The following is a 20,230-nucleotide window of genomic DNA, read 5'->3' on the forward strand; positions in this document are numbered from 1 at the left end:
TCGTTCAAGGGGGCATTCCCACGCCGAGCGCCGGAACGATCAATGAGGAGCCCCATGCTCAAGACCCTCGCGGTGGCCAATTACCGCTCAATCAATAAATTGGTGATCCCGCTGGGCCGTCTGAACCTGATCACTGGCCCCAACGGCAGCGGCAAATCCAATCTCTATCGGGCCTTGCGCCTGTTGGCGGAGACCGCTCAGGGTGGCGTGGTCAACGCACTGGCCCGCGAAGGCGGACTGGACTCAACCTTCTGGGCCGGACCGGAAACCATCAGCCGGCGCATGCGCAACGGCGAAGTGGCGATCGAGCCGACGGTGCGCCAGGGCGTGAAGCGTCTGCGCCTGGGCTTTGCCGGGGAGGATTTCAGTTATTCGATTGCCCTCGGCTTGCCTGCACCAACCCACTCCTGTTTCTCGCTTGATCCAGAAATCAAAAAGGAATGCATCTGGGCCGGGCCACTGTATCGCCCGTCCAGCCTGCTGGTGGATCGCGACGGCCCGATGATCCGCGCCCGCGACGGCCGCCGCTGGGACGTGCTGGCGCAACACACACCGAACTTCGACAGCCTGTTCGATCAGGTCGGCAACTTGCGCAGCTCACCGGAAGTGTTCCAGATGCGCGAATTCATTCGGCGCTGGCGCTTTTATGACCACTTTCGCAGCGATGCCGACGCCCCGGCGCGCCAGCCACAACTGGGCACGCGCACGCCGGTGTTGCATCACGATGGCAGGGATCTGGCGGCGGCGTTGCAGACCATCGTCGAAATCGGTGATCCCGAAGCGCTGCGCACCGCCATCAGCGATGCGTTTCCCGGCGCACGGCTCGACATCGCTCCGTTGGCGGGAGGACGTTTCGCCATCGAGTTTTATCAGGAAGGGTTGTTGCGACCGCTGTCGGCGGCGGAGTTGTCGGACGGAACGTTGCGCTATCTGCTGCTGGTCGCGGCATTGCTGACACCGCGACCGCCGTCACTGATGGTGCTCAACGAACCGGAAACCAGCCTGCACCCGGATCTGTTACCGGCGTTGGCACGCTTGATTATCCGCGCCTCTGAGCAGTCTCAGGTATGGGTGGTGTCCCATGCGCGGCGGTTGATATCAGCGTTGCAGCAAGACCCGGAGTGCAACTGCATCGTGCTGGAAAAGACGCTGGGCCAGACCGGGATTGTCGGGCAGCGAGTGCTGGATGAGCCGGCGTGGAATTGGCCTGACTGATGCTGATCCCCACGCGAACGGTTTTACGTGTTGGCGGAGAACAAATAACAAGGCTATTTTTCCTTTTGCTGTAGGAAGGATCTTTTTTTCAAAAAAGGCCTCCAAGGACGAACAGCTTTTGGCCAGACTCCCCCGGCCCAACCATCACAAGGAAGAGAATATGGCTGACTTAAAAGTGCCGCAGCGCCTGGATCCGCAGGACATCGTGAAATTGCTGGTGGCGTTGCGAAGGGCATTGAAGGCCCAGGCGGTCTGAGATCACGGTCAACAGCAACCTCACCCAGCCCTCTCTCGGTGGGCGAGGAAACTGAGCACACACAAAAACGCCGATGACTATTTCCAGCCATCGGCGTTTTCATATCCAAACCCTGGAAAGGGTTTGCCGAATCGTCAAATCAGAACGCCGGCAGTACCGCGCCGTTGTACTTCTTCTCGATGAACGCTTTGACTTGCGGGCTGGTCAGGGCAGCGGCCAGTTTCTTGATGGCGTCGCTGTTCTTGTTGTCCTCACGGGCCACCAGGAAGTTCACGTAAGGCGAGTCGGCGCCTTCGATCACCAGGGCGTCCTTGGTCGGGTTCAACTTGGCTTCCAACGCGTAGTTGGTATTGATCATGTCCAGATCAACTTCGTTCAGAACGCGCGGCAGCATGGCCGACTCCAGTTCCTTGAACTTGAAGTTATGCGGGTTCTTGGCGATGTCTTTTGGGGTCGCCAGGGCGTTTTTCGGGTCTTTCAGTTCGATCAGGCCAGCCTTCTGCAGCAGGATCAGCGCACGGCCGCTGTTGCTGCCTTCGTTCGGGATGGCGATGGTCGCGCCGTCAGGCAGTTCAGCCAGGGTTTTGTATTTGCTCGAGTAGCCACCGAACGGTTCAACGTGAACACCTTGCACGGTTACCAGGTACTTGGACTTGTCGTCCTTGTATTTGCCGGCGTTGAAGCTGTCCAGATAAGGCTTGGTCTGGAAGTAGTTGGCGTCCAGGCGCTTCTCGCCCACTTGCACGTTCGGCTGCACGTAGTCGGTGAAGACTTTGATTTCCAGATCCACGCCTTCTTTGGCGAGGGTCGGTTTGATCAGCTCAAGAATTTCAGCGTGTGGGACCGGCGTCGCCGCCACCACCAGTTTCTCGCCGGCCTGGGCCAGGGAAGCCGTCAGCGCAGCCGCCAATGCGGTAAACAACAGAACCTTTTTCATGCAGTGTCCTTATCGAAAATCACGGTCGTCATCGACGACGGCATCTAATAGCGGTGCCAGTGAAGGGCTATCGCTGGCGTGAAGCGGACAATACCGGGATTTTTTATTCCCGGACAATAACGTTTATTCAGCTTCATATTCCATTTTGTTCATACAGAGTTACACGGCTCAAAGCCTCTCACTCAGGCTAATCAGCCACTCTTTCAATGCCTTGCGCTCGGCCACGCTGCCGCCAATGTCGATGTGCGTCACCAGCCGTTCGATCTGAAGCTGCGGCCCAGACGCCTCGGGCAGGTTCAGGTGCTGCGGCAAAATCTCGTCGCCGGTGCTCACCAGCAAGGCAAAGTGAATGACGTTTTCCAACTCGCGGGTGTTGCCCGGCCAATTGTGTTGCTCAAGTACATGCTGCGCCGCTGCGCTGATCAACGGCACCGGCAGACCCAGTCGCTGGCTATAAATGCCGAGAAAATATTCAGCCAGCGGCAGAATGTCGCCAATGCGTTCGCGCAGCGCCGGCAATGCCAACGGCCCCTCGCTGAGGTAGTGATAGAGCCGTTCGTGGAATTTCCCGGCGTCCACCGCTTGCGCCAGATCGATGCTGGTCGCGGCCACCAGACGCACATCCACCGAGCCTGACTGATGCGCACCGACGCGGGTGACTTCGTGGGTTTCCAGCGCGGCAAGCAATTTGATCTGGATCGGCAACGGCAAGTCGCCGATTTCATCGAGGTACAAGGTGCCGCCATTGGCCGAACCGAACCAGCCTGCGCGACTGCTGGCCGAACCGCTGTAACTGCCGGCAGCGTAGCCGAACAGTTCAGCATCGGCGTAGGTCGGGCTGATCGCGCCGCAATTGACCGATACGAACAAGCCGCTGCGATCACTGGCGCGGTGGATGTGCCGGGCAAGCAACTCCTTGCCCGTTCCGGTCTCACCGCGAATCAATACTGAAATCGAACGCGAAGCCAGTTGCTCCAACTCTTCTCGCAACTGCCGCGAGCGCGGATCGACGAACACCAACGCCTTGGCGCGAATGCTCAGGGGGCTTTTTTCCGCATCGGGAAAGGTCAGCAATGGCTGACCGAACGTTTCAACACTCATGGCTGACTCCCGCCCACAACCGCCAGGAGACGGGGGCGTTGCAAGAAACAGAAAAATCAGGCGCGACGTCGAGCGTTTTGTTCCATGCGGGTTTGCAGGCGATAGAGATAGGCAAAACCCTGTTCCCAACGCTGATGCCCGGATTTCACATTGATATGCCCGGCGCCAGCGAGAGTCCCCGCCTCGGCGCCCCAGTTACGCGCCAGTTCCAGCGCTCGTGGCGCACTGACGGCGGCGTCGTTGTCGGAGCTGACGACCTGGCTTGGGAACGGCAGCAGATCACTCGGAATCGGCGCGAAGTTACGCAGCGCCGGCGCGCAGGTCGCACGCTCGACATCGGCCGGGGCGACCAGCAACGCACCGCGCACCTGAAGCAGGTATTGCAGCGGCGCAGTGGCGGCCCAGTGGGCAACGGTGATGCAGCCCAGGCTGTGCGCGATGAGGATGACGGGCGTGCTGTCGGCAGCAATCGCCTCGGCCAGTGCGCCAACCCAGTCCTCGCGGCGCGGGGTCAGCCAGTCGGTCTGCTCCACCCGTGCGCTGTTGGGCAGGCTGTTCTGCCAGTGGGTCTGCCAATGATCTTCTGGCGATCCTTGCCAGCCCGGCACAATCAGGTAGCGAATTGATTCGTTGTGCATGGGGGCGTTCTCCTGCGTGTCTGTTGCTGACCGAGTATAGGGAGGGGATTTATATCCGCTAAGGAATAAGAAGCTATTTATTAATACCAATATCGAATATCAAATAAAAAACCGGTCGGCGCGAGCAAATAAAAAAGGGCCGCACCCTGCCAAGGAGACGGCCCCGGAAAATCAAAAATTCTTTTACCGCGCAGTGATCACCGATAAGTGAGTGATCCCCGTCCCGGGCGACTTCGCTGTCGCCCAAGTGCAGATGCCAGCCACATCATCATCTCCCCACCGTATAAACGTTTCGCGCGAATTTGGTTTCGGTTTTATGAATCTTGAATTTGATTGGTCCCTTGACCGAGCCGTTTTGGACGACATCTACATTATTGATTGACGCACTCTCCCCGCCAGCACGGATCTGCGGGCCACACTCAGAGTCGGTCTACACTCCAGTCAGCGTCATCGCCTTCATCGTTGAGCACCGTGATAAACCATGATGTTTGCACCTGCTCCGCAAAAAACCCGTACCGCAAACATACCACGACTTGTACAGTACGAAATCGATTCTAAAACCAACGTCGGTGCGCGCCTTCGAAGCCAGCAAAGGCAAGTAAACACTGATCTCTACCCACTTCAGGAGAGTCTCAACCTGTCGCGCCGCAGTACGATTGGGTGTAATCCGCACTCAAATCAGACCGATTTACAAGATCAGTCCCCTCTCCCTCTGGGAGAGGGTGGGTAACAGCAACTGTCAGGCCTCCACCGCCTCACCCGACACCACGACCTCATCCTTGCGAACAAACCGATTGGCCCGCCCGAACGTTCCGAAATCATTGAACCGCACGCCCATCTCACGCATCACTTTGTGCGCCACTGGCACGGTCATCTGGCGAATGTAGAACGGCTCCTTCACCACAAAATGGTGAATCCCGTGACTGCTGCCAAAGTTGAAGCAGAACGCCTGCAACGGCCACAACCACCATGGGTTCAACACCTGACATTGCTGCAGCACATTGCCCGGTTCGATATCCCCGTAGTAATGCATGTTCGAACTGATGAAGTGCAGGCAAAACGTGCGCAATACATTCGGGCCGATGATTACCACGGCGGCGATATCAATCACCTGCATCACGGACAACGTGGTCGCCGACCATTCAATCGGCGACCCCATCAGGTAGGCGATGCCATTGGCCGCATGAAAGCCGAGAAACACATACCAGGCGCCCCAATGCACCAGCGCCAGCGGCGCGTAGACCTTCAGCGTGCGTTTGAGGATGCTGAATTTATGCGCCCAGGTTTTCGCCCGCAGCAGGCGGATGATCGCCGACATCACGTTGTCGCCCACCATCAGCAACCGCGCAAAACCCCACGGCTCGCCATTGGTGATCGCCCGCTCTTCCATGTCGGTCTCAGTGCCGGAGACTTTGTGGTGATTGAGGTGCAGATGTCGGCGAATCCATGGGTTGATGGTGCTCGGCCGCGCCATCCACACCAGACCCATCATCACGTTGTGCGGTACGCGCTGTTTGCGGAAATACATGCTGTGGATCAGGTCGTGCTCAAGCTCATGGGTGAGCGAGGCAAAAAACGCATTGAGTAGCAGGCACACCCACCAGGCCATGTAGCCACTGATGTACAGCGCCGCCGAACCGATCATCCCGACCAGGGCAAAGGCCAGAATCCCCGCCCCAAGTGCATCCTGATGCTTGAGAATCGGGTAGCGCTCGCGCAGTTCCACGCCTTTGGCCAGCACCACTTGGCGAATATGCGCTGATCGCTGGGCTGCATTGTGTCGCTGGGGACTTGCAGAAGTACCGTCCATGCTTCCATCCTCTGGTCATTGATACTCGCATCCTGCCCTGTGCCGATTGCGAACGTGGTAGCCGTGCACGCCAACCTGTTGACCGGAAGCGCCAATCAGCATGAAGGAACCGACCTCCCTCGCCAGTTGGACCCGTGCCTTGCGCAAGCAACTCGATGCGCTGGGGCTGGACAGCGCTGACCTGTGCCAACAGGCCGGGCTTGATCCACAGTTGATGGACGACCCCAACGCGCGCTACCCACTGTCCGGCACCACAAGCCTGTGGGAGATCGCGGTGCAGGTCAGCGGTGATCCGGCGATTGGTTTGCGGGTGTCGCGGTTCGTCAGCCCGACCACCTTCCACGCGCTCGGTTATGCGCTGGTCGCCAGTGGCAGTTTGCGCGAGGTATTCGAACGCATCGTGCGCTATCACCCGGTGGTCAGCGATGCGCTGGAACTGGATCTGCGCCGCAGCGACGACCGCTATCTGTTCCGCCTGAAAGTCCCGCCAGGCAATCCCGCGCCGGCCTTCGAAGCCATCGACGCGTTTGCCGCCATCTATGTGCGCACCTGCCGCAATCGCCTGGGGCGTGACTATGCACCGCTGGCGGTGTACTTGCGCCGCCCGGAGCCGGCGGACGCACATCAATGGCACAAAGTCTTCCGCGCCCCCGTGCATTTCTCATCCGCCGAAGATCGCCTGGAGTTTGCCCTCGCCGACTTCGACAGCCACCTGGACGACGCCAACCCGGAACTGGCCGAACACAACGAAGCGGTACTCAAACGCACCATGGCCCAGCTTCAGCCGCTGACCTGGGAGCGCAAGGTGCGCGACGCCATCGAAGAACAACTGCCCGAAGGCGAGCCCGGCGCCGAACGCATCGCCCAGGCCTTGCACCTGAGCTTGCGCAGCCTGCAACGGCATCTGGCGGATGAGGGTTGCCGCTTCGATACGCTGCTCAACGAGAGCCGCGAGAATCTTGCACTGCAGCATTTGCGTGATCCGCAGTGTTCATTGAGCGAGATCAGCTACCTGCTCGGCTTCGCCGACACCAGCAGCTTCAGCCGCGCGTTCAAGCGCTGGACGGGGCTGACGCCGGGGCAGTTTCGGGATGGGTTGCGCTGAGCGATATTTTTATTGGATTCACTGGCCTCTTCGCGGGCAAGCCCGCGAAGGCGTCAGTCAGATCACCACAAAGCCCAGCTCAAACACCGTGCCCGTCGCATCACTACTGACCCGCACCTGGCCGCCATGCAATTGCATGATCGATTGCACAATCGCCAGCCCTAATCCGCCCGAATCACCCGGCTCGGCGCGGGCCGGGTCAACGCGGTAGAAGCGGTCGAACAGTTTGCCCAGATGCTCAGAGGCGATGGCCGGCCCCAGGTTGTGAACCTGTAACCAGCACCAGCCCGGCTCATCGCGACGGCGCAGGCTGATGACGGTGCCGGGATCGGCGTGGCGCACCGCATTGGCCAGCAGGTTGCCGAGGGCACGTTGCAGCAGTTGTTGATCGGCGTGCAGTTCGCCGTGCAATTGGTTTTCCAGCAGCAGGCGGCGGTCATCGGCCAAGGCTTCGAAGTATTCACACAGTTCGCTGCCGACGCCGTGCAGCTCCAGCGTACGCCGCTCGAGCGCTCGTTCGGCCTGTTCGGCCCGGGCGAGGAACATCAGGTTTTCGGCCATGCGTTTGAGCCGTTCGAACTCTTCCATGTTCGAGGCCAGCACGTCCTGATACTCCGATGCGCTGCGCGAGTGATTCAGCGCCTGACCGTTGCTCGCCAGCAATGTGTGCAGCGGTGTGCGGATCTCGTGGGCAAGATCGGCAGAAAACTGCGACAAGCGCTGCACGCTGTCCTCCAGACGCGCCAGCATGCCGTTGAGCGCCTGTACCGGCTCAAGCAGTTCGGCGGGCGTGCGGGCGACGGGCAAACGTTGATCGAGGCTGCGCAGATCAATGCCGCGTAACGCTTCGCTCAATTGCCGTAACGGTTGCAGGCCCCGGCGCAGCAACAGCAATCCCAAACCGAAGGCCAGCACGGCACCGAGGCCGACCGCCAGATACAAACACAAGCGATAGCTGGCGAGCATCTGTTCGCGCTCACTCAGCACTTTACCGGCGATCACCGTCAGCGACTCGCCGTTGGGCCCTTGCGCTTCGCCGGACAGCAGGGCCAGTTCGGCGCCGTCCGGTGCTTGCCAGGTCAGCACGTCGTGGCGTTGCGGGGTTTGCCCACGGGCGATGGCGTTGATCGGCGGCAAATCGCGGTGACGCGGGTTGATGGCGATCACGTTCGCACCATCGGCGCGGCGCACCAGCAAGAGGCTATCGAGATTGCCGAGCATGTTCTGGTACAGGCGCGGCCGTGCCTGCAAAGCGTCGAGGCTGTCACTGTCGGCAAGCAAGGCGCGCACTTGCTCCAGACGCCCGAGCAAGGCCAAGTCATCGCGGTAGGCGATTTGCGCGGCGAGCGAGCGGTAAAGGAACACGCCAATCGCGCTCAGCACCAACGCGCAGACCACGGCGAACGCCAGCGCCAGACGCCAGGCGATCGACCTAGAGCGCATCGTCAGGGGCTTCCAGTTGATAGCCAACCCCGCGCACGGTGTGGATCAGTTTCGGCATATACGGATCATCGACTTTCGCCCGCAGACGACGCACCGCGACTTCTACCATGTTGGTGTCGCTGTCGAAATTCAGGTTCCACACCTGCGAGGCGATCAGCGTGCGCGACAGCACTTCGCCCTGGCGACTGGCGAGCAGTTGCAGCAGGGCGAATTCTTTGTTGGTCAGGGCGATACGCTGGCCGCCCCGACTGACCCGTCGGCGCAGGACGTCGATCTCCAGATCGGCAATGCTGTAAGACTCGGCTTCGCGCATCGGCCCGCGTCGCAGCAGCGTGCGCACCCGCGCCAGCAGTTCGGCGAAAGCGAAGGGTTTGAGCAAGTAGTCGTCGGCGCCCAGTTCGAGGCCACGCACGCGGTCTTCAATGGCGTCCTTGGCGGTGAGGAACAACACCGGCGTGGCACCGCGCTGACGGATCAGTTGCAGCAATTGCCAGCCATTGAGGCCGGGCAGCATCACGTCCAGGATAATCAGGTCATATTCCTGCTGCTCAATGTAATAGCGCCCGTCGAGGCCATTGAGCGCCACGTCCACGGCAAATCCCGACTCGCCCAGGCCCTTGGCGAGGAAGTTCGCGGTTTTGGCTTCATCTTCTACGACCAGCAAACGCATGGCACACCTCGATTGATCAGGCACACAGGCTAGGCGCCTTCGGCGGTGTTGCCCATTACAAACTTGTAATCAGACTGACGAGGTTCTGACGAAGACGGGCGGATAAGGTGGCGACCTTCGCTTTCGGAGCCTGTCCATGACCCTCAAATACCTTGTAGCCAGCCTGGCCCTCGGCCTCAGCGGCAGCGTTTTCGCTGCCCCCGAACTGCCGCGTCACGCCGACCTCGACCTGAAAACCGCACGCCTGCTGGCCGATACGGCGCAGCGCAATTGCACCGGCACGGTGTCGGTCCTCGACCGTGGCGGCAACTTGTTGGTGACGATGCGCGGCGACGGCGTCGGCCCACACAACACTGCTGCCAGCCAGCGCAAGGCCTACACGGCGCTGTCGACCAAAACCCCAACCCGGCTGTTCGCTGAACGCGCTCGCAGCAACCCGCAAACCGCCAATCTCAATACCCTCGACGAACTGCTGCTACTGGGCGGCGGCATTGCGCTGTTCGCCGGTGATGAACTGGTCGGCGCCATGGGCGTGGCCGGTTCCGGCGGTGGCGAGCAAGACGAAACCTGTGCAATCCGCGCCGCCGACAAGGCCGGCCTGTCCATTACCCGCCCCCAATAAGGAGCTTCATCATGACCACTTTGCGCATGACGTTCGCCGCCCTCGGCCTCAGCGCGTTTTCCAGCCTGGCGTTGGCCGCTGGCAACCCACTGAGCGTCCACGTACTCAATCTGGAAAACGGCCTGCCCTCAGCGGGTGTCAACGTGACGCTGGAAAAACACGTCGGCCAGAACTGGCAACCATTGGCCGAAGGCACCACCAACGAACAGGGACGCATCGGCGAACTGTTCCCGGCCAAACAGCCTTTTGAGGCCGGTGAATACCGCGTGGTGTTCAAGACCGGCGATTATTTCAAGCAAACCAGACGCGAGACGTTTTTCCCGGAGATTCCGGTGATTTTCGAAGTGAAGCAGACGGACCAGCATTACCACATCCCACTGCTGCTGAGCCCTTACGGCTTCTCGACCTATCGCGGATCCTGAAATCAACACAGATCAAAAATGTGGGAGCGGGCTCGGTTGCCCGCTAGATCGCGGCGAGGGCGCGCAATCGCTTGGCGTCGAGGATCTCGATTTCGCCATACCCAAGGCCGATAATCCCCTGCCCCTGCAAGTCCTTGAGAATCTGGTTGGTGGTCTGCCGTGACAGCGACAGCATCGACGCCAACTGCTCCTGCGGCAGTTGCAGCACCCGGCGCGGCGCACCGAGTTCGCCGTAGCCCTCGGCGATCATCAGCAATCGATGCGCCAGTCGTGCCGGGGCCGGCAGCAGACTCAGCTGTTCGAGATTGATGAAAGCAAGACGCAGTTTATGGCTCATCAGCAGCGCCAGATGCCGCCAGTACACCGGCTGTTCGTCGAGGATTTTCAGCAGCGTGGCAGGCGGGATATTCAGCAGGGTGCACGGCCCGACCGCATAAGCATCGTGAGTGCGTGGCTGGCCATCGAACAGGCAGATTTCGCCGAACCAGTGCGGCGCTTCCACCAGACTCAGCAACGCCTCCTTGCCCTGCTCGCTGACCGCACCGATGCGCACGGCACCGTCGAGCACCGCGTACAAACCGCACGGTGGATCACCTCGCTGGAACAGCCGTTGCCCCGCCGCCAGCCGCCGCTCCCGGGCCACTGCCAGCAGACTATCCTGAAAGGACGCAGGCAGATGGCTGAACCACTGGCCGGTCAGCAGCCGTGAACGCATATCCATGAACACTCCTGATTGTCGCCTGCCTGACAGTACCAACGCTGAACCCTGGGCATGATGCGATCACCCTACAGGAGGAACAACAATGAAAAGCCTCGTCGATCACCTGAGTCAATACGCCGCCTACCACCGTGATCCGCGCAACATCGCCAGCCACTTTATCGGCATTCCGCTGATTGTGGTGGCCGTGGCTGTTTTGCTGTCGCGCCCCGAGTGGTCGGTGGGCGTGTTGTGGCTATCGCCAGCCGTGCTCGTGGCGCTGGCTTCGGCGTGGTTTTACCTGCGCCTGGAAGTGAAGCTCGGTTTTTTGATGACGGTGCTGATGGGCCTTTCGGTCTGGGCCGGGCACGTGCTGGCGCAGCAGAGCACCCTGGTCTGGCTGAGCAGCGGTTTGGCGATGTTTGTGATCGGCTGGGCGATCCAGTTTGTCGGCCATCACTACGAAGGCCGCAAACCGGCGTTTGTCGATGACATTTCGGGGCTGATTGTCGGGCCGCTGTTTGTGGTGGCCGAACTGGCGTTCATGCTCGGGATGCGCCATGAACTGAAAGAGCAGATCGAGGCGCGAGCGGGGGTGGTGCGGGTCAATCCGAATCGGGCGGCGGTGTAGACCGCTTTCGCGAGCAAGCCCGTTCCCACAATGGAATGCGTTCCCACTGCGGGAGCGGGCTTGCTCCGGGCGGCGATGCGACGAAGCTTTTGACGTTAGAGGCTGGCGATTTTCTGCCAGACCTTCGGCTTGAAGAACAGGGTTTCCCCTTTGGCCAGCCCCGTCAGGCTGTCGTGATCCTTCACCACTTCGGCTTCGATCAGATCCGTCTGCCCCTCAACCTTCAGCGTCACCCGCGTGGTCGCACCCAACGGCCGGATATCGCGGACTTCGGCGGCGTGATGATCCTCCAGCTCATGCCGTGACAGCGACACTTCATGGGGACGGAACAGCACATGATTGTCATCGCCCAAGTGCAGACGGTTCGAATCACCCAAGAAGTGATAAACGAAATCGCTGGCCGGGTTTTCGTAGACGTCGCCCGGTGAGCCGATCTGCTCGATCACGCCTTTGTTCATCACCACGATGCGGTCGGCGACTTCCATCGCTTCTTCCTGGTCGTGAGTCACGAACACCGAGGTCAGGTTGATGTCTTCGTGGAGCCGCGCGAGCCAGCGGCGCAGTTCTTTACGCACCTTGGCGTCAAGGGCGCCGAAGGGCTCATCCAGCAACAGCACTTTGGGCTCCACCGCCAACGCACGGGCCAGAGCAATGCGCTGACGCTGACCACCGGACAGTTGCTCGGGGTAACGATCCGCCAACCAATCCAGTTGCACCATGTTCAGCAGTTCATGAACTTTGGTCGCGATCTGGCTTTCGCTCGGGCGCTGGTTTTTCGGTTTCATGCGCAGGCCGAACGCGACGTTGTCGAACACCGTCATGTGGCGGAACAAGGCGTAATGCTGAAACACGAAACCGACGTTGCGATCCCGCACGTCGTGGCCGGAAACGTCTTCACCGTGAAAGACGATGTTGCCCTGATCCGGGGTTTCCAGACCGGCAATAATGCGCAGCAAGGTGGTTTTGCCACAGCCGGATGGGCCGAGCAGCGCCACCAGTTCACCGCTTTGAATGTCCAGGCTGATGTTGTCCAGCGCCTTGAACGCATTGAAATTCTTGCTGACGTTACGCACTTCGATCGACATGAATTATTCCTCCGCGGCGCTGGCGCGCAGGCGGTTGATACGGTTTTCGCTCCACTGCTTGGCCAGCAGGATGAAGAGCGCCAGGATCAGCAACAGGCTCGCCACAGCGAACGCAGCCACATGGTTGTATTCGTTGTAGAGAATCTCGACGTGCAGCGGCAAGGTGTTGGTCACCCCGCGAATGTGCCCGGAAACCACCGACACCGCACCGAACTCACCCATGGCCCGCGCCGTACACAACACCACGCCATAGATCAGGCCCCACTTGATGTTGGGCACCGTGACGTGCCAGAACATCTGCCAGCCATTGGCGCCGAGCAGACGCGCGGCTTCCTCTTCCTGCGTGCCTTGTTCCTGCATCAACGGAATCAGCTCACGGGCCACGAACGGCACGGTGACGAAAATCGTCGCCAGCACGATGCCCGGCAATGCAAAGACGATCTGAATGTCGTGATCCTGCAGCCACGGCCCGAACAGGCCTTGAGCGCCGAACATCAGCACGTAGACCAGACCGGCAATGACCGGCGACACCGAGAACGGCAGATCGATGAGCGTCACCAGTAGGCTTTTTCCACGGAACGCGTACTTGCTCACGCACCACGCCGCGCTGACGCCGAACACCAGGTTCAGCGGCACCGAAATCAGTACGGCGAACACGGTGAGCTTCAGTGCCGACAGTGCATCCGGTTCAAAGATCGCGGTGAAGAATGCGCCAAGGCCATTCTTCAAGCCTTGGGACACCACGATGAACAGCGGCAACAATAGAAACAGCGTGAAAACCAGCCAGCCGAGGCCGATCAGGATTCTGCGCGAAGTGGCACTGCCACGGCGCGCTGCGTTGGCCGAAGAGGCGGCGGCAATAGACGATTGGGACATGTTCGCGCCTCCTTATGGGGTTTCGATGCGCCGCTGCAGCAAGTTGATCAGCAGCAACAGGACAAAGGACACCACCAGCATCAAAACGCCGATGGCGGTGGCGCCGGTGTAATCGTACTGGTCGAGTTTGACCATGATCAGCAGCGGCAAAATCTCGGTTTTCATCGGCATGTTGCCGGCGATGAAAATCACCGAACCGTACTCGCCGACGCCACGGGCAAAAGCCAGGGCAAAACCGGTGAGCCAGGCGGGCAGCAGCGCCGGCACCAGAATGTAACGGAACACCTGCAACGGCTTCGCTCCCAGACACGCAGCAGCTTCTTCGACTTCACGGGGAATGTCGGCCAGCACCGGTTGCACCGTGCGCACCACGAACGGCAGGGTCACGAAGGTCAGCGCCAGGGTGATGCCCAGCGGGGTGTAGGCGATCTTGAAACCCAGGTCTGTGGCGAACTGCCCGACCAGACCGGTCGGCGCGTACAGCGCAGTCAAGGCGATACCCGCCACCGCCGTCGGCAGGGCGAATGGCAGATCGATCATCGCGTCGATGACCTTGCGCCCCGGGAAGGTGTAGCGCACCAGCACCCAGGCCAGCAGCGTGCCGATGATGCCGTTGATGATCGCGGCACACAGCGCGGTACCGAAGCTCAGCTTCAGGGCGGCCAGCACACGCGGCGCGGAGATGATCGTCCAGAACTGATCCCAGGTGAGTTGCGCGGCGTGGACGAACATCGCCGCCAGCGGGATGAGCACAATCAGGCTGAGGTACACCAAGGTGTAACCCAGCGTCAGCCCGAAGCCGGGTATGACGGGGGAGATACGACGCGACATAAGAGTCCTTGGTTAAAAAGCCTTCCGCTGAACGCATCAGGCTCGTGGTGTGGCTGAAGTCAGATTACTGCGCCTGATAAATCTGGTCGAACACGCCACCGTCGTTGAAGAATTTCGGCTGTGCGGCTTTCCAGCCGCCGAAGTCCTTGTCGATGGTCACCAGTTCCAGTGTCGGGAACTGCTGGGCATATCTGGCGGCGACAGCCTTGTCACGCGGACGGTAGAAGTTCTTCGCGGCGATTTCCTGGCCGGCCGGGCTGTACAGGTGTTTGAGATAGGCTTCGGCGATCTGCGCATTGCCCTTCTTCTCGGCGTTCTTGTCGACTACGGCCACGGGCGGTTCAGCGAGGATCGAGAGTGAAGGCACGACGATGTCGAACTTGTCCGTGCCGCCGTCTTCTTTCAGCGCCAGGAACGCTTCGTTTTCCCAGGCCAGCAACACATCACCCTGACCGTTGTTGACAAACGTAATGGTCGAGCCGCGAGCGCCGGTATCGAGAATCGGCACATGCTTGAACAGGGTCTGTACGTACTCCTTGGCTTTGGCTTCATCACCGCCATTGGCTTTCAGGCCGTAGGCCCAGGCGGCGAGGAAGTTCCAGCGCGCACCGCCGGAAGTTTTCGGGTTCGGAGTGATCACCGAGACGTCGTTCTTGACCAGATCACCCCAGTCCTTGATGCCTTTGGGATTGCCCTTGCGCACCAGGAACACGATGGTCGAGGTGTACGGCGTGCTCGCCTGCGGCAGGCGCTTGTGCCAGTCGGCCGGCAGGGTTTTGCCGAGTTTGGCGATTTCGTCGATGTCACCGGCCAGGGCCAGGGTCACGACGTCGGCACGCAGACCGTCGATCACCCCACGGGCCTGCTTGCCCGAGCCGCCGTGGGATTGCTGGATTCTCACCGTGTCGCCGGCATGTCCTTGCTGCCAGAACTGGATGAATTCGGCGTTGTAGTCCTGATACAGCTCACGCGTCGGGTCATACGACACGTTGAGCAGTTCGTAATCCTTGGCAACCGCGCAACCGGCAAACGCAGCACTGGCCACGGCGGCCAACGCGTAACGGCGAATCGACGACATGGTGAAAGCTCCTGGAATTCTGGGTGATGGCTTTTTCTTATGAATATCTGCAATCGAGTTGCCGGTCGGGATCTTTTAGCCCGGTTGCTTGCCCGGCTGCTGCAAGCGGAATTTCTCTTTGCGCTCGATCTGGACCACTTGCGCGTTGTGCACAGTGATCTCCACTGCGCCAAAGCGCAGGTCGCGCAGGGCACTCTGGATCTCACGCAAAATGGTGGCTTCGTCCTGACCGTCAACGCTACGCAGGGATGCGCTCATGGTGCTGCTCCTTTGAAGGGGATTGGCCTGGCAGCGGAGGGCACTGCGTTGGCGTGGGAGCAATATAAGAGAGGCACTGTTATTCTTAAAAATACTATTTAAGAATTTTTATATAACCGAAAAGAATTATCTATACGGACAAGGGGTTGCGATCTGTTGATCTTCAATCGATCAATGGCGCTCGCGACCAATCGATCTCCGGCGCCGGTACCGGCCGTCCAAACCAGTACCCCTGCCCCAGATTGCACTCCTGCTCCAACAGAAACGCCGCCTGCTCAACCTGTTCGATGCCCTCGGCATGCACCTGCATGCCCATGCTGCGGGCCAGCGCGATGATCACCCGGACAATCGCCACATCATGTTCGTCCCCGGGCAATCCGGCGACGAACCCCTGATCGATCTTGAGTTTCTGCACCGGCAAGCGCTTGAGCCGCAGCAGCGATGAATAGCCAGTGCCGAAATCATCAATGGCCAAACGAATGCCCAATTCGCGCAAGCGATGCATCTGCTCCAGCGCCACTTCCGGGTCGTCCATCACCGCACTTTCGGTGACCTCCAGTTCCAGATAGGCCGGATCCAGCCCAGTGTCGTGCAGCACCTGCGCCACCTGTTGATACAACTCGCGTCGAGCAAACAGCCGCGACGAGACATTCACCGCCACAAACGCCAGCAACACCCCGGCTTTCAGCCATTGGCACATTTGCCGGCAAGCCTGCTGCATGACCCACGCGTCGATCTCGGCGATCAACCCGGTGCGCTCGGCAATCGGGATGAATTCGGCCGGCGACACCAGGCCGCGCTGCGGATGCTGCCAACGCACCAAGGCTTCAACGCCGATCAGGCGCCCGGTTTTCAGGTCATGCACCGGTTGGTAGTAGACCCGCAGCTCCTGCTGCTCCAGCGCTCGGCGCAATTCGAAAGCGATTTCGACCCGTCGCTGGGCATGGGCCGTCAGCTCTTCGGTGTACAAGGCGTAACCGTTGCGCCCGTTGCTCTTGGCCTTGAACAGCGCAGCATCGGCATTGCGCAGCAGTTGTTCGGCGCTCAGCGCATCGCTGGGAAACAGGCTGATGCCGACACTGGCATTGATGAACAACTCATGACCTTCGATACAAAACGGCTCTTTGAGCGCGTCGAGAATGCGCCGGGCCAACGCCGCTGCCTGCACCAGTTGTGGACAACACTCGGCCAGCACCGCGAATTCATCGCCTCCGAGTCGCGCCAGAGTGATGCCGGGACCGAACAAGTCCTGCAACCGCGCAGCCACGGCCTTGAGCAGTCGATCACCGACGTTGTGACCGAGGCTGTCGTTGATCATCTTGAAGTGATCCAGATCGAGCATCAGCAGGGCGCAGCCGCGTTTTTGGAGCTGCGCCGAGGCCAGCGCCTGCTCGGCGCGGTCGCTGAACAGCAGGCGATTGGGCAGATCGGTCAGCGGATCGTGGTGAGCGAGGTGCTTGAGTTCATGCTCGGAGTGCTTGATCGCACTGATGTCGGAGAACACCGCCACATAGTGACTAAGGCGCCCCTGATCATCGTGTATGACGCGGATGGTTTGCCACTGAGGATAAATTTCGCCGCTTTTACGGCGGTTCCAGATCTCACCGCTCCACTCGCCCTGCGACGCCAGCGTGGCGAACATCGCCTGATAGAAACCCGGCGGATGATGGCCAGACTTGAACAGGCTTGGCTGCTGACCCAGAACTTCCTCGCCTTGGTAACCAGTGATCTCGATGAACGCACGATTGACGTGCACGATCAGCCCACGATGGTTGGTGACCAGTACGCCTTCACGCGTGCAATCGAACACAGCCGCCGCCTGCCGCAGGCGTTCGCGATCAGCATGCCGCTCGCGCAAACGCGCGCCAATCCCCAGAAACGCACACAAACGCGCCCGCGCCAGAAAGATCAGCCCGGCACTGAACGCCGCCAATACATAACCGTTGATCAGTTGCCAACGGGCAAGATCGACGGCGTTATCGAAGAAACTGTTTAATAAATAACCAGCCCCCTGCAGCCAGACGACTGCAACTACAAGATAGAGCAGCGCTGCACGCAAGGCATCGCGATAAGTGGCTGACATTCGGCCGTCCATGTCCCTACAAAAAGGTTGGGATTATAGGTCAAGAAACATCCAGCGACTCTTATCTGAAAGGGTGACTGGTTTTATCTGTGTGCTTGGTGATAATGCAACGGCTGTTTTTATCTTTATCGAGGGCCCTATAGCCTATGTGGTACGAAGGTTTTCTTGGTTTGTCGGCCTGGTCACTGGTCGCCGTCACCCTGCTCATGACCCATGTGACAATTGTCGCCGTCACGGTCTATCTGCACCGTTACTCCGCCCATCGCTCGCTGGAGCTGAATGCCGGGCTCAAACACTTTTTCCGCTTCTGGCTGTGGCTGACCACAGCGCAGAACACCCGCGAATGGACCGCCATCCACCGCAAACACCACGCCAAATGCGAAACCGAAGATGACCCGCACAGCCCGGTCATCAAAGGTCTGTCCACTGTGCTGCGCACCGGCGCCGAACTGTACCGCGCCGAAGCGCAAAACCCCGAGACCCTGCGCATCTACGGCAAAAACTGCCCCGAAGACTGGATCGAACGCAACGTCTACAGCCGCTATCCGCTGCTGGGCGTGGCCATCATGGGCGTCATCGACCTGCTGCTGTTCGGCACCATCGGCATCACCATCTGGGCGATCCAGATGATGTGGATCCCGGTGTGGGCTGCCGGCGTGATCAACGGCCTGGGCCATGCCGTCGGCTACCGCAACTTCGAATGCCGCGACGCGGCGACCAATCTGGTGCCGTGGGGGATCCTGATCGGCGGCGAAGAACTGCATAACAACCATCACACCTACCCCAACTCGGCCAAGCTGTCGGTGAAGAAGTGGGAGTTCGACCTCGGTTGGGCCTGGATCAAAGTCTTCAGCTTCCTGCGTCTGGCCAAGGTGCAACGTGTCGCGCCGATTGCTCACCGTGTCGAAGGCAAGGGCAACCTGGACATGGACACCGCCATGGCGATCCTCAACAACCGCTTCCAGATCATGGCCCAGTACCGCAAGCTGGTCATCGGCCCGCTGGTCAAGCAAGAGCTGGCCAAGGTCGATCATTCGGTGCGTCACCAGTTCCACCGCGCCAAGCGTCTGCTCTCGCGGGAAACCAGCCTGCTGGAAGATCGTCATCACCTGCGTATCCAGACCATGCTCGAGCACAGCCAGGCACTGAAGGTAATTTACGAAAAACGTCTGGCCCTGCAACAGATCTGGGTCAAGACCAGTGCAAATGGCCACGACATGCTCGCCGCCATCAAGGAATGGATTCACGAGGCCGAGGCCAGTGGCATACATTCCCTGCGCGAATTCGCCGACCAGTTGAAAACCTACTCGCTGCGCCCTGCAGCGGTCTGAGACCGTTGATCGGTGCGTCCGGACTCCCGGGCGCACCCATCGGAACTTAGCCCGCAATCCCCTATCTCAAAGACACTTCGCCACCCCGGCGGGCCGTACTGTGGTCGTTGTCGAATTCCGGCACGCCCTTTGAGATCTGTGCCGATGGTCAACAACAACCAAAAAGACTCATCCCTCCCGCAATGGCCCGAGGCCGCGCAAACCCTCATGGCGTTGATGCACGCCCAAGGCGAAGTCGCCCGGCTGAGCGAGCGCGAGCAACTGTTCAGCGCCCTGCTGGTCAGCGTCAATGCCGTGCTGTGGGCCTTCGACTGGGAAACCCGGCAGGTGCTGTACGTCAGCCCCGCCTATGAACGGATTTTCGGCCGCTGCGCCGGCCTCTTGCTCGCCGACTACAACCAGTGGCGCGACAGCATCTACCCCGACGATCTGGACTACGCCGAACGCAGCCTCGCCGACGTCCTGCACAAAGGCGCCGTGGAAGATCGCGAATACCGGATCATTGCCGCCGACGGCCAGGTACGCTGGATCAGCGATAAATGCTTCATCAATCGTCAGGACGAACCCGGACAACCGGTGGTGATTGTCGGTATCGCCGAGGACATCACCGATAAAAAGCAGATGGAAACCGAGTTGCAACGCCTGGCCACTACCGACGTGCTGACCCAAAGCAGCAATCGGCGCCACTTCTTCGAATGCGCCAATCGCGAATTCGAAGAGGCGCGCCTGCAAGGTTCACCACTGGCATTCCTGCTGCTGGATATCGATGACTTCAAAGTGATCAACGACAGCTACGGCCATCCCGAGGGTGACAATGTGCTGCAACGGATCGCCGAGTGCGGTCGCGGTTCGCTGCGACGCGCAGATCTGTTCGGGCGTATTGGTGGGGAAGAGTTTGCCGCCGTGTTCCCCGGCTGCGCGCCAGACATGGCGATGCAAGTGGCCGAACGGCTGCAACGAGAGATCCAACGCTTGAGTTTCAACCACAACGGCCAGACGTTCGGCATTACGGTGAGCCAGGGTCTGACCAGCCTCAAGGAGGGCGATGGCAGCCTCGACAGCCTGTTCGCCCGTGCGGATGCAGCGATGTACGAAGCCAAACGCCAGGGCAAAAACCGGATTATCTCTGCCTGACAACACA

At 60.1% G+C, this 20,230-nt stretch carries 20 protein-coding genes; 7 read left to right on the forward strand and 13 right to left on the reverse strand.

Annotated features, from left to right (window positions below; all coding sequences use genetic code 11):
* Positions 1-54: 54 nt before the first annotated feature.
* The gene (locus AACY50_RS03435; RefSeq protein WP_339538142.1) at positions 55-1,215 is read left to right on the forward strand and encodes an AAA family ATPase; all 1,161 of its coding nucleotides are present in this window, start codon (positions 55-57) and stop codon (positions 1,213-1,215) included.
* Between the two features lie 395 nt (positions 1,216-1,610).
* Here the strand turns inward: AACY50_RS03435 and AACY50_RS03440 are convergent, their stop codons facing one another.
* The 4 genes from AACY50_RS03440 to AACY50_RS03455 all read right to left on the reverse strand — a co-directional run bounded on the left by AACY50_RS03440 (position 1,611) and on the right by AACY50_RS03455 (position 5,957).
* Positions 1,611-2,408 carry a MetQ/NlpA family ABC transporter substrate-binding protein gene (locus tag AACY50_RS03440; RefSeq protein ID WP_339431591.1) on the reverse strand — a complete coding sequence of 266 codons (798 nt, stop codon included), beginning with the start codon at positions 2,406-2,408 and terminating at the stop codon, positions 1,611-1,613.
* 168 nt (positions 2,409-2,576) lie between these two features.
* Positions 2,577-3,509, reverse strand: a complete 933-nt coding sequence (locus tag AACY50_RS03445) for a sigma 54-interacting transcriptional regulator (protein ID WP_339431592.1) — start codon at positions 3,507-3,509, stop codon at positions 2,577-2,579.
* Positions 3,510-3,565: 56 nt separating this feature from the next.
* Entirely contained in the window at positions 3,566-4,147 is a 582-nt protein-coding gene (locus AACY50_RS03450; protein WP_339538143.1) for an alpha/beta hydrolase, read from the reverse strand.
* Between the two features lie 739 nt (positions 4,148-4,886).
* Positions 4,887-5,957, reverse strand: a complete 1,071-nt coding sequence (locus AACY50_RS03455) for a fatty acid desaturase (protein WP_339431594.1) — start codon at positions 5,955-5,957, stop codon at positions 4,887-4,889.
* A 100-nt stretch (positions 5,958-6,057) separates the two neighbouring features.
* On the opposite strand from AACY50_RS03455, the gene AACY50_RS03460 reads away from it, so the two are divergent.
* Positions 6,058-7,062 carry an AraC family transcriptional regulator gene (locus tag AACY50_RS03460; RefSeq protein ID WP_339431595.1) on the forward strand — a complete coding sequence of 335 codons (1,005 nt, stop codon included), beginning with the start codon at positions 6,058-6,060 and terminating at the stop codon, positions 7,060-7,062.
* A gap of 57 nt (positions 7,063-7,119) precedes the next feature.
* Here AACY50_RS03460 and AACY50_RS03465 read toward each other — a convergent pair whose 3' ends face one another.
* Both AACY50_RS03465 and AACY50_RS03470 read right to left on the reverse strand, forming a co-directional pair.
* Entirely contained in the window at positions 7,120-8,505 is a 1,386-nt protein-coding gene (locus tag AACY50_RS03465; RefSeq protein ID WP_339431596.1) for a heavy metal sensor histidine kinase, read from the reverse strand.
* Positions 8,495-9,175, reverse strand: a complete 681-nt coding sequence (locus AACY50_RS03470) for a heavy metal response regulator transcription factor (RefSeq protein ID WP_339431597.1) — start codon at positions 9,173-9,175, stop codon at positions 8,495-8,497. The genes AACY50_RS03465 and AACY50_RS03470 overlap by 11 nt, the downstream gene beginning before the upstream one ends.
* Positions 9,176-9,311: 136 nt before the next feature.
* Here AACY50_RS03470 and AACY50_RS03475 point away from each other — a divergent pair, with 136 nt between their 5' ends.
* Together AACY50_RS03475 and uraH are read left to right on the forward strand one after the other, a co-directional pair.
* On the forward strand, positions 9,312-9,797 hold the full coding sequence (locus AACY50_RS03475; RefSeq protein WP_339431598.1) for a GlcG/HbpS family heme-binding protein: 486 nt from the start codon (positions 9,312-9,314) through the stop codon (positions 9,795-9,797).
* An 11-nt stretch (positions 9,798-9,808) separates the two neighbouring features.
* A complete protein-coding gene (gene uraH, locus AACY50_RS03480; RefSeq protein ID WP_339431599.1) occupies positions 9,809-10,219 on the forward strand; it encodes a hydroxyisourate hydrolase in 411 nt (136 codons plus the stop codon).
* 43 nt (positions 10,220-10,262) lie between these two features.
* On the opposite strand, the gene AACY50_RS03485 is transcribed toward uraH, so the two are convergent.
* A complete protein-coding gene (locus AACY50_RS03485) occupies positions 10,263-10,940 on the reverse strand; it encodes a Crp/Fnr family transcriptional regulator (RefSeq protein WP_339538144.1) in 678 nt (225 codons plus the stop codon).
* 82 nt (positions 10,941-11,022) lie between these two features.
* Between AACY50_RS03485 and AACY50_RS03490 the strand changes: the two genes are divergently transcribed.
* A complete protein-coding gene (locus AACY50_RS03490) occupies positions 11,023-11,547 on the forward strand; it encodes an Mpo1 family 2-hydroxy fatty acid dioxygenase (protein WP_339431601.1) in 525 nt (174 codons plus the stop codon).
* A gap of 95 nt (positions 11,548-11,642) precedes the next feature.
* On the opposite strand, the gene AACY50_RS03495 is transcribed toward AACY50_RS03490, so the two are convergent.
* From AACY50_RS03495 to dibA, 6 genes are all read right to left on the reverse strand, one after another.
* Positions 11,643-12,632 (reverse strand): sulfate/molybdate ABC transporter ATP-binding protein, encoded by a 990-nt coding sequence (locus tag AACY50_RS03495; protein WP_339431602.1) that lies wholly within the window; start codon positions 12,630-12,632, stop codon positions 11,643-11,645.
* Between the two features lie 3 nt (positions 12,633-12,635).
* A complete protein-coding gene (gene cysW / locus AACY50_RS03500) occupies positions 12,636-13,508 on the reverse strand; it encodes a sulfate ABC transporter permease subunit CysW (RefSeq protein WP_339431603.1) in 873 nt (290 codons plus the stop codon).
* 12 nt (positions 13,509-13,520) lie between these two features.
* Positions 13,521-14,339 (reverse strand): sulfate ABC transporter permease subunit CysT, encoded by an 819-nt coding sequence (cysT, locus tag AACY50_RS03505; protein WP_221730987.1) that lies wholly within the window; start codon positions 14,337-14,339, stop codon positions 13,521-13,523.
* Positions 14,340-14,403: 64 nt separating this feature from the next.
* On the reverse strand, positions 14,404-15,417 hold the full coding sequence (locus AACY50_RS03510; RefSeq protein WP_339431604.1) for a sulfate ABC transporter substrate-binding protein: 1,014 nt from the start codon (positions 15,415-15,417) through the stop codon (positions 14,404-14,406).
* A gap of 75 nt (positions 15,418-15,492) precedes the next feature.
* Positions 15,493-15,675: a sulfur starvation response protein OscA gene (gene oscA, locus AACY50_RS03515; RefSeq protein ID WP_041477433.1), complete on the reverse strand. Its 183-nt coding sequence runs from the start codon at positions 15,673-15,675 to the stop codon at positions 15,493-15,495.
* A gap of 163 nt (positions 15,676-15,838) precedes the next feature.
* Positions 15,839-17,758: a phosphodiesterase DibA gene (dibA, locus tag AACY50_RS03520; protein ID WP_339431605.1), complete on the reverse strand. Its 1,920-nt coding sequence runs from the start codon at positions 17,756-17,758 to the stop codon at positions 15,839-15,841.
* 146 nt (positions 17,759-17,904) lie between these two features.
* Here dibA and desA point away from each other — a divergent pair, with 146 nt between their 5' ends.
* Together desA and AACY50_RS03530 are read left to right on the forward strand one after the other, a co-directional pair.
* A complete protein-coding gene (desA, locus tag AACY50_RS03525) occupies positions 17,905-19,089 on the forward strand; it encodes a delta-9 fatty acid desaturase DesA (protein WP_339538145.1) in 1,185 nt (394 codons plus the stop codon).
* A gap of 144 nt (positions 19,090-19,233) precedes the next feature.
* Positions 19,234-20,223, forward strand: a complete 990-nt coding sequence (locus tag AACY50_RS03530) for a GGDEF domain-containing protein (RefSeq protein WP_339463943.1) — start codon at positions 19,234-19,236, stop codon at positions 20,221-20,223.
* Positions 20,224-20,230 lie beyond the last annotated feature (7 nt).

This window comes from Pseudomonas sp. RA_15y_Pfl2_54 (assembly GCF_963971015.1).
Classification (GTDB): Bacteria; Pseudomonadota; Gammaproteobacteria; order Pseudomonadales; family Pseudomonadaceae; genus Aquipseudomonas; species Aquipseudomonas baetica_A.

What these genes read in the sequence shown, in the direction of transcription:
- AACY50_RS03440 (WP_339431591.1), bottom strand. Translation starts at nt 2,408, where the DNA reads ATGAAAAAGGTTCTGTTGTTTACCGCATTGGCGGCTGCGCTGACGGCT.
- desA (WP_339538145.1), top strand. Translation starts at nt 17,905, where the DNA reads ATGTGGTACGAAGGTTTTCTTGGTTTGTCGGCCTGGTCACTGGTCGCC.
- AACY50_RS03465 (WP_339431596.1), bottom strand. Translation starts at nt 8,505, where the DNA reads ATGCGCTCTAGGTCGATCGCCTGGCGTCTGGCGCTGGCGTTCGCCGTG.
- AACY50_RS03485 (WP_339538144.1), bottom strand. Translation starts at nt 10,940, where the DNA reads ATGGATATGCGTTCACGGCTGCTGACCGGCCAGTGGTTCAGCCATCTG.
- dibA (WP_339431605.1), bottom strand. Translation starts at nt 17,758, where the DNA reads ATGTCAGCCACTTATCGCGATGCCTTGCGTGCAGCGCTGCTCTATCTT.
- AACY50_RS03530 (WP_339463943.1), top strand. Translation starts at nt 19,234, where the DNA reads ATGGTCAACAACAACCAAAAAGACTCATCCCTCCCGCAATGGCCCGAG.
- AACY50_RS03460 (WP_339431595.1), top strand. Translation starts at nt 6,058, where the DNA reads ATGAAGGAACCGACCTCCCTCGCCAGTTGGACCCGTGCCTTGCGCAAG.
- AACY50_RS03490 (WP_339431601.1), top strand. Translation starts at nt 11,023, where the DNA reads ATGAAAAGCCTCGTCGATCACCTGAGTCAATACGCCGCCTACCACCGT.
- AACY50_RS03470 (WP_339431597.1), bottom strand. Translation starts at nt 9,175, where the DNA reads ATGCGTTTGCTGGTCGTAGAAGATGAAGCCAAAACCGCGAACTTCCTC.
- AACY50_RS03435 (WP_339538142.1), top strand. Translation starts at nt 55, where the DNA reads ATGCTCAAGACCCTCGCGGTGGCCAATTACCGCTCAATCAATAAATTG.
- cysT (WP_221730987.1), bottom strand. Translation starts at nt 14,339, where the DNA reads ATGTCGCGTCGTATCTCCCCCGTCATACCCGGCTTCGGGCTGACGCTG.
- AACY50_RS03455 (WP_339431594.1), bottom strand. Translation starts at nt 5,957, where the DNA reads ATGGACGGTACTTCTGCAAGTCCCCAGCGACACAATGCAGCCCAGCGA.
- cysW (WP_339431603.1), bottom strand. Translation starts at nt 13,508, where the DNA reads ATGTCCCAATCGTCTATTGCCGCCGCCTCTTCGGCCAACGCAGCGCGC.
- AACY50_RS03475 (WP_339431598.1), top strand. Translation starts at nt 9,312, where the DNA reads ATGACCCTCAAATACCTTGTAGCCAGCCTGGCCCTCGGCCTCAGCGGC.
- AACY50_RS03495 (WP_339431602.1), bottom strand. Translation starts at nt 12,632, where the DNA reads ATGTCGATCGAAGTGCGTAACGTCAGCAAGAATTTCAATGCGTTCAAG.
- AACY50_RS03450 (WP_339538143.1), bottom strand. Translation starts at nt 4,147, where the DNA reads ATGCACAACGAATCAATTCGCTACCTGATTGTGCCGGGCTGGCAAGGA.
- oscA (WP_041477433.1), bottom strand. Translation starts at nt 15,675, where the DNA reads ATGAGCGCATCCCTGCGTAGCGTTGACGGTCAGGACGAAGCCACCATT.
- uraH (WP_339431599.1), top strand. Translation starts at nt 9,809, where the DNA reads ATGACCACTTTGCGCATGACGTTCGCCGCCCTCGGCCTCAGCGCGTTT.
- AACY50_RS03510 (WP_339431604.1), bottom strand. Translation starts at nt 15,417, where the DNA reads ATGTCGTCGATTCGCCGTTACGCGTTGGCCGCCGTGGCCAGTGCTGCG.
- AACY50_RS03445 (WP_339431592.1), bottom strand. Translation starts at nt 3,509, where the DNA reads ATGAGTGTTGAAACGTTCGGTCAGCCATTGCTGACCTTTCCCGATGCG.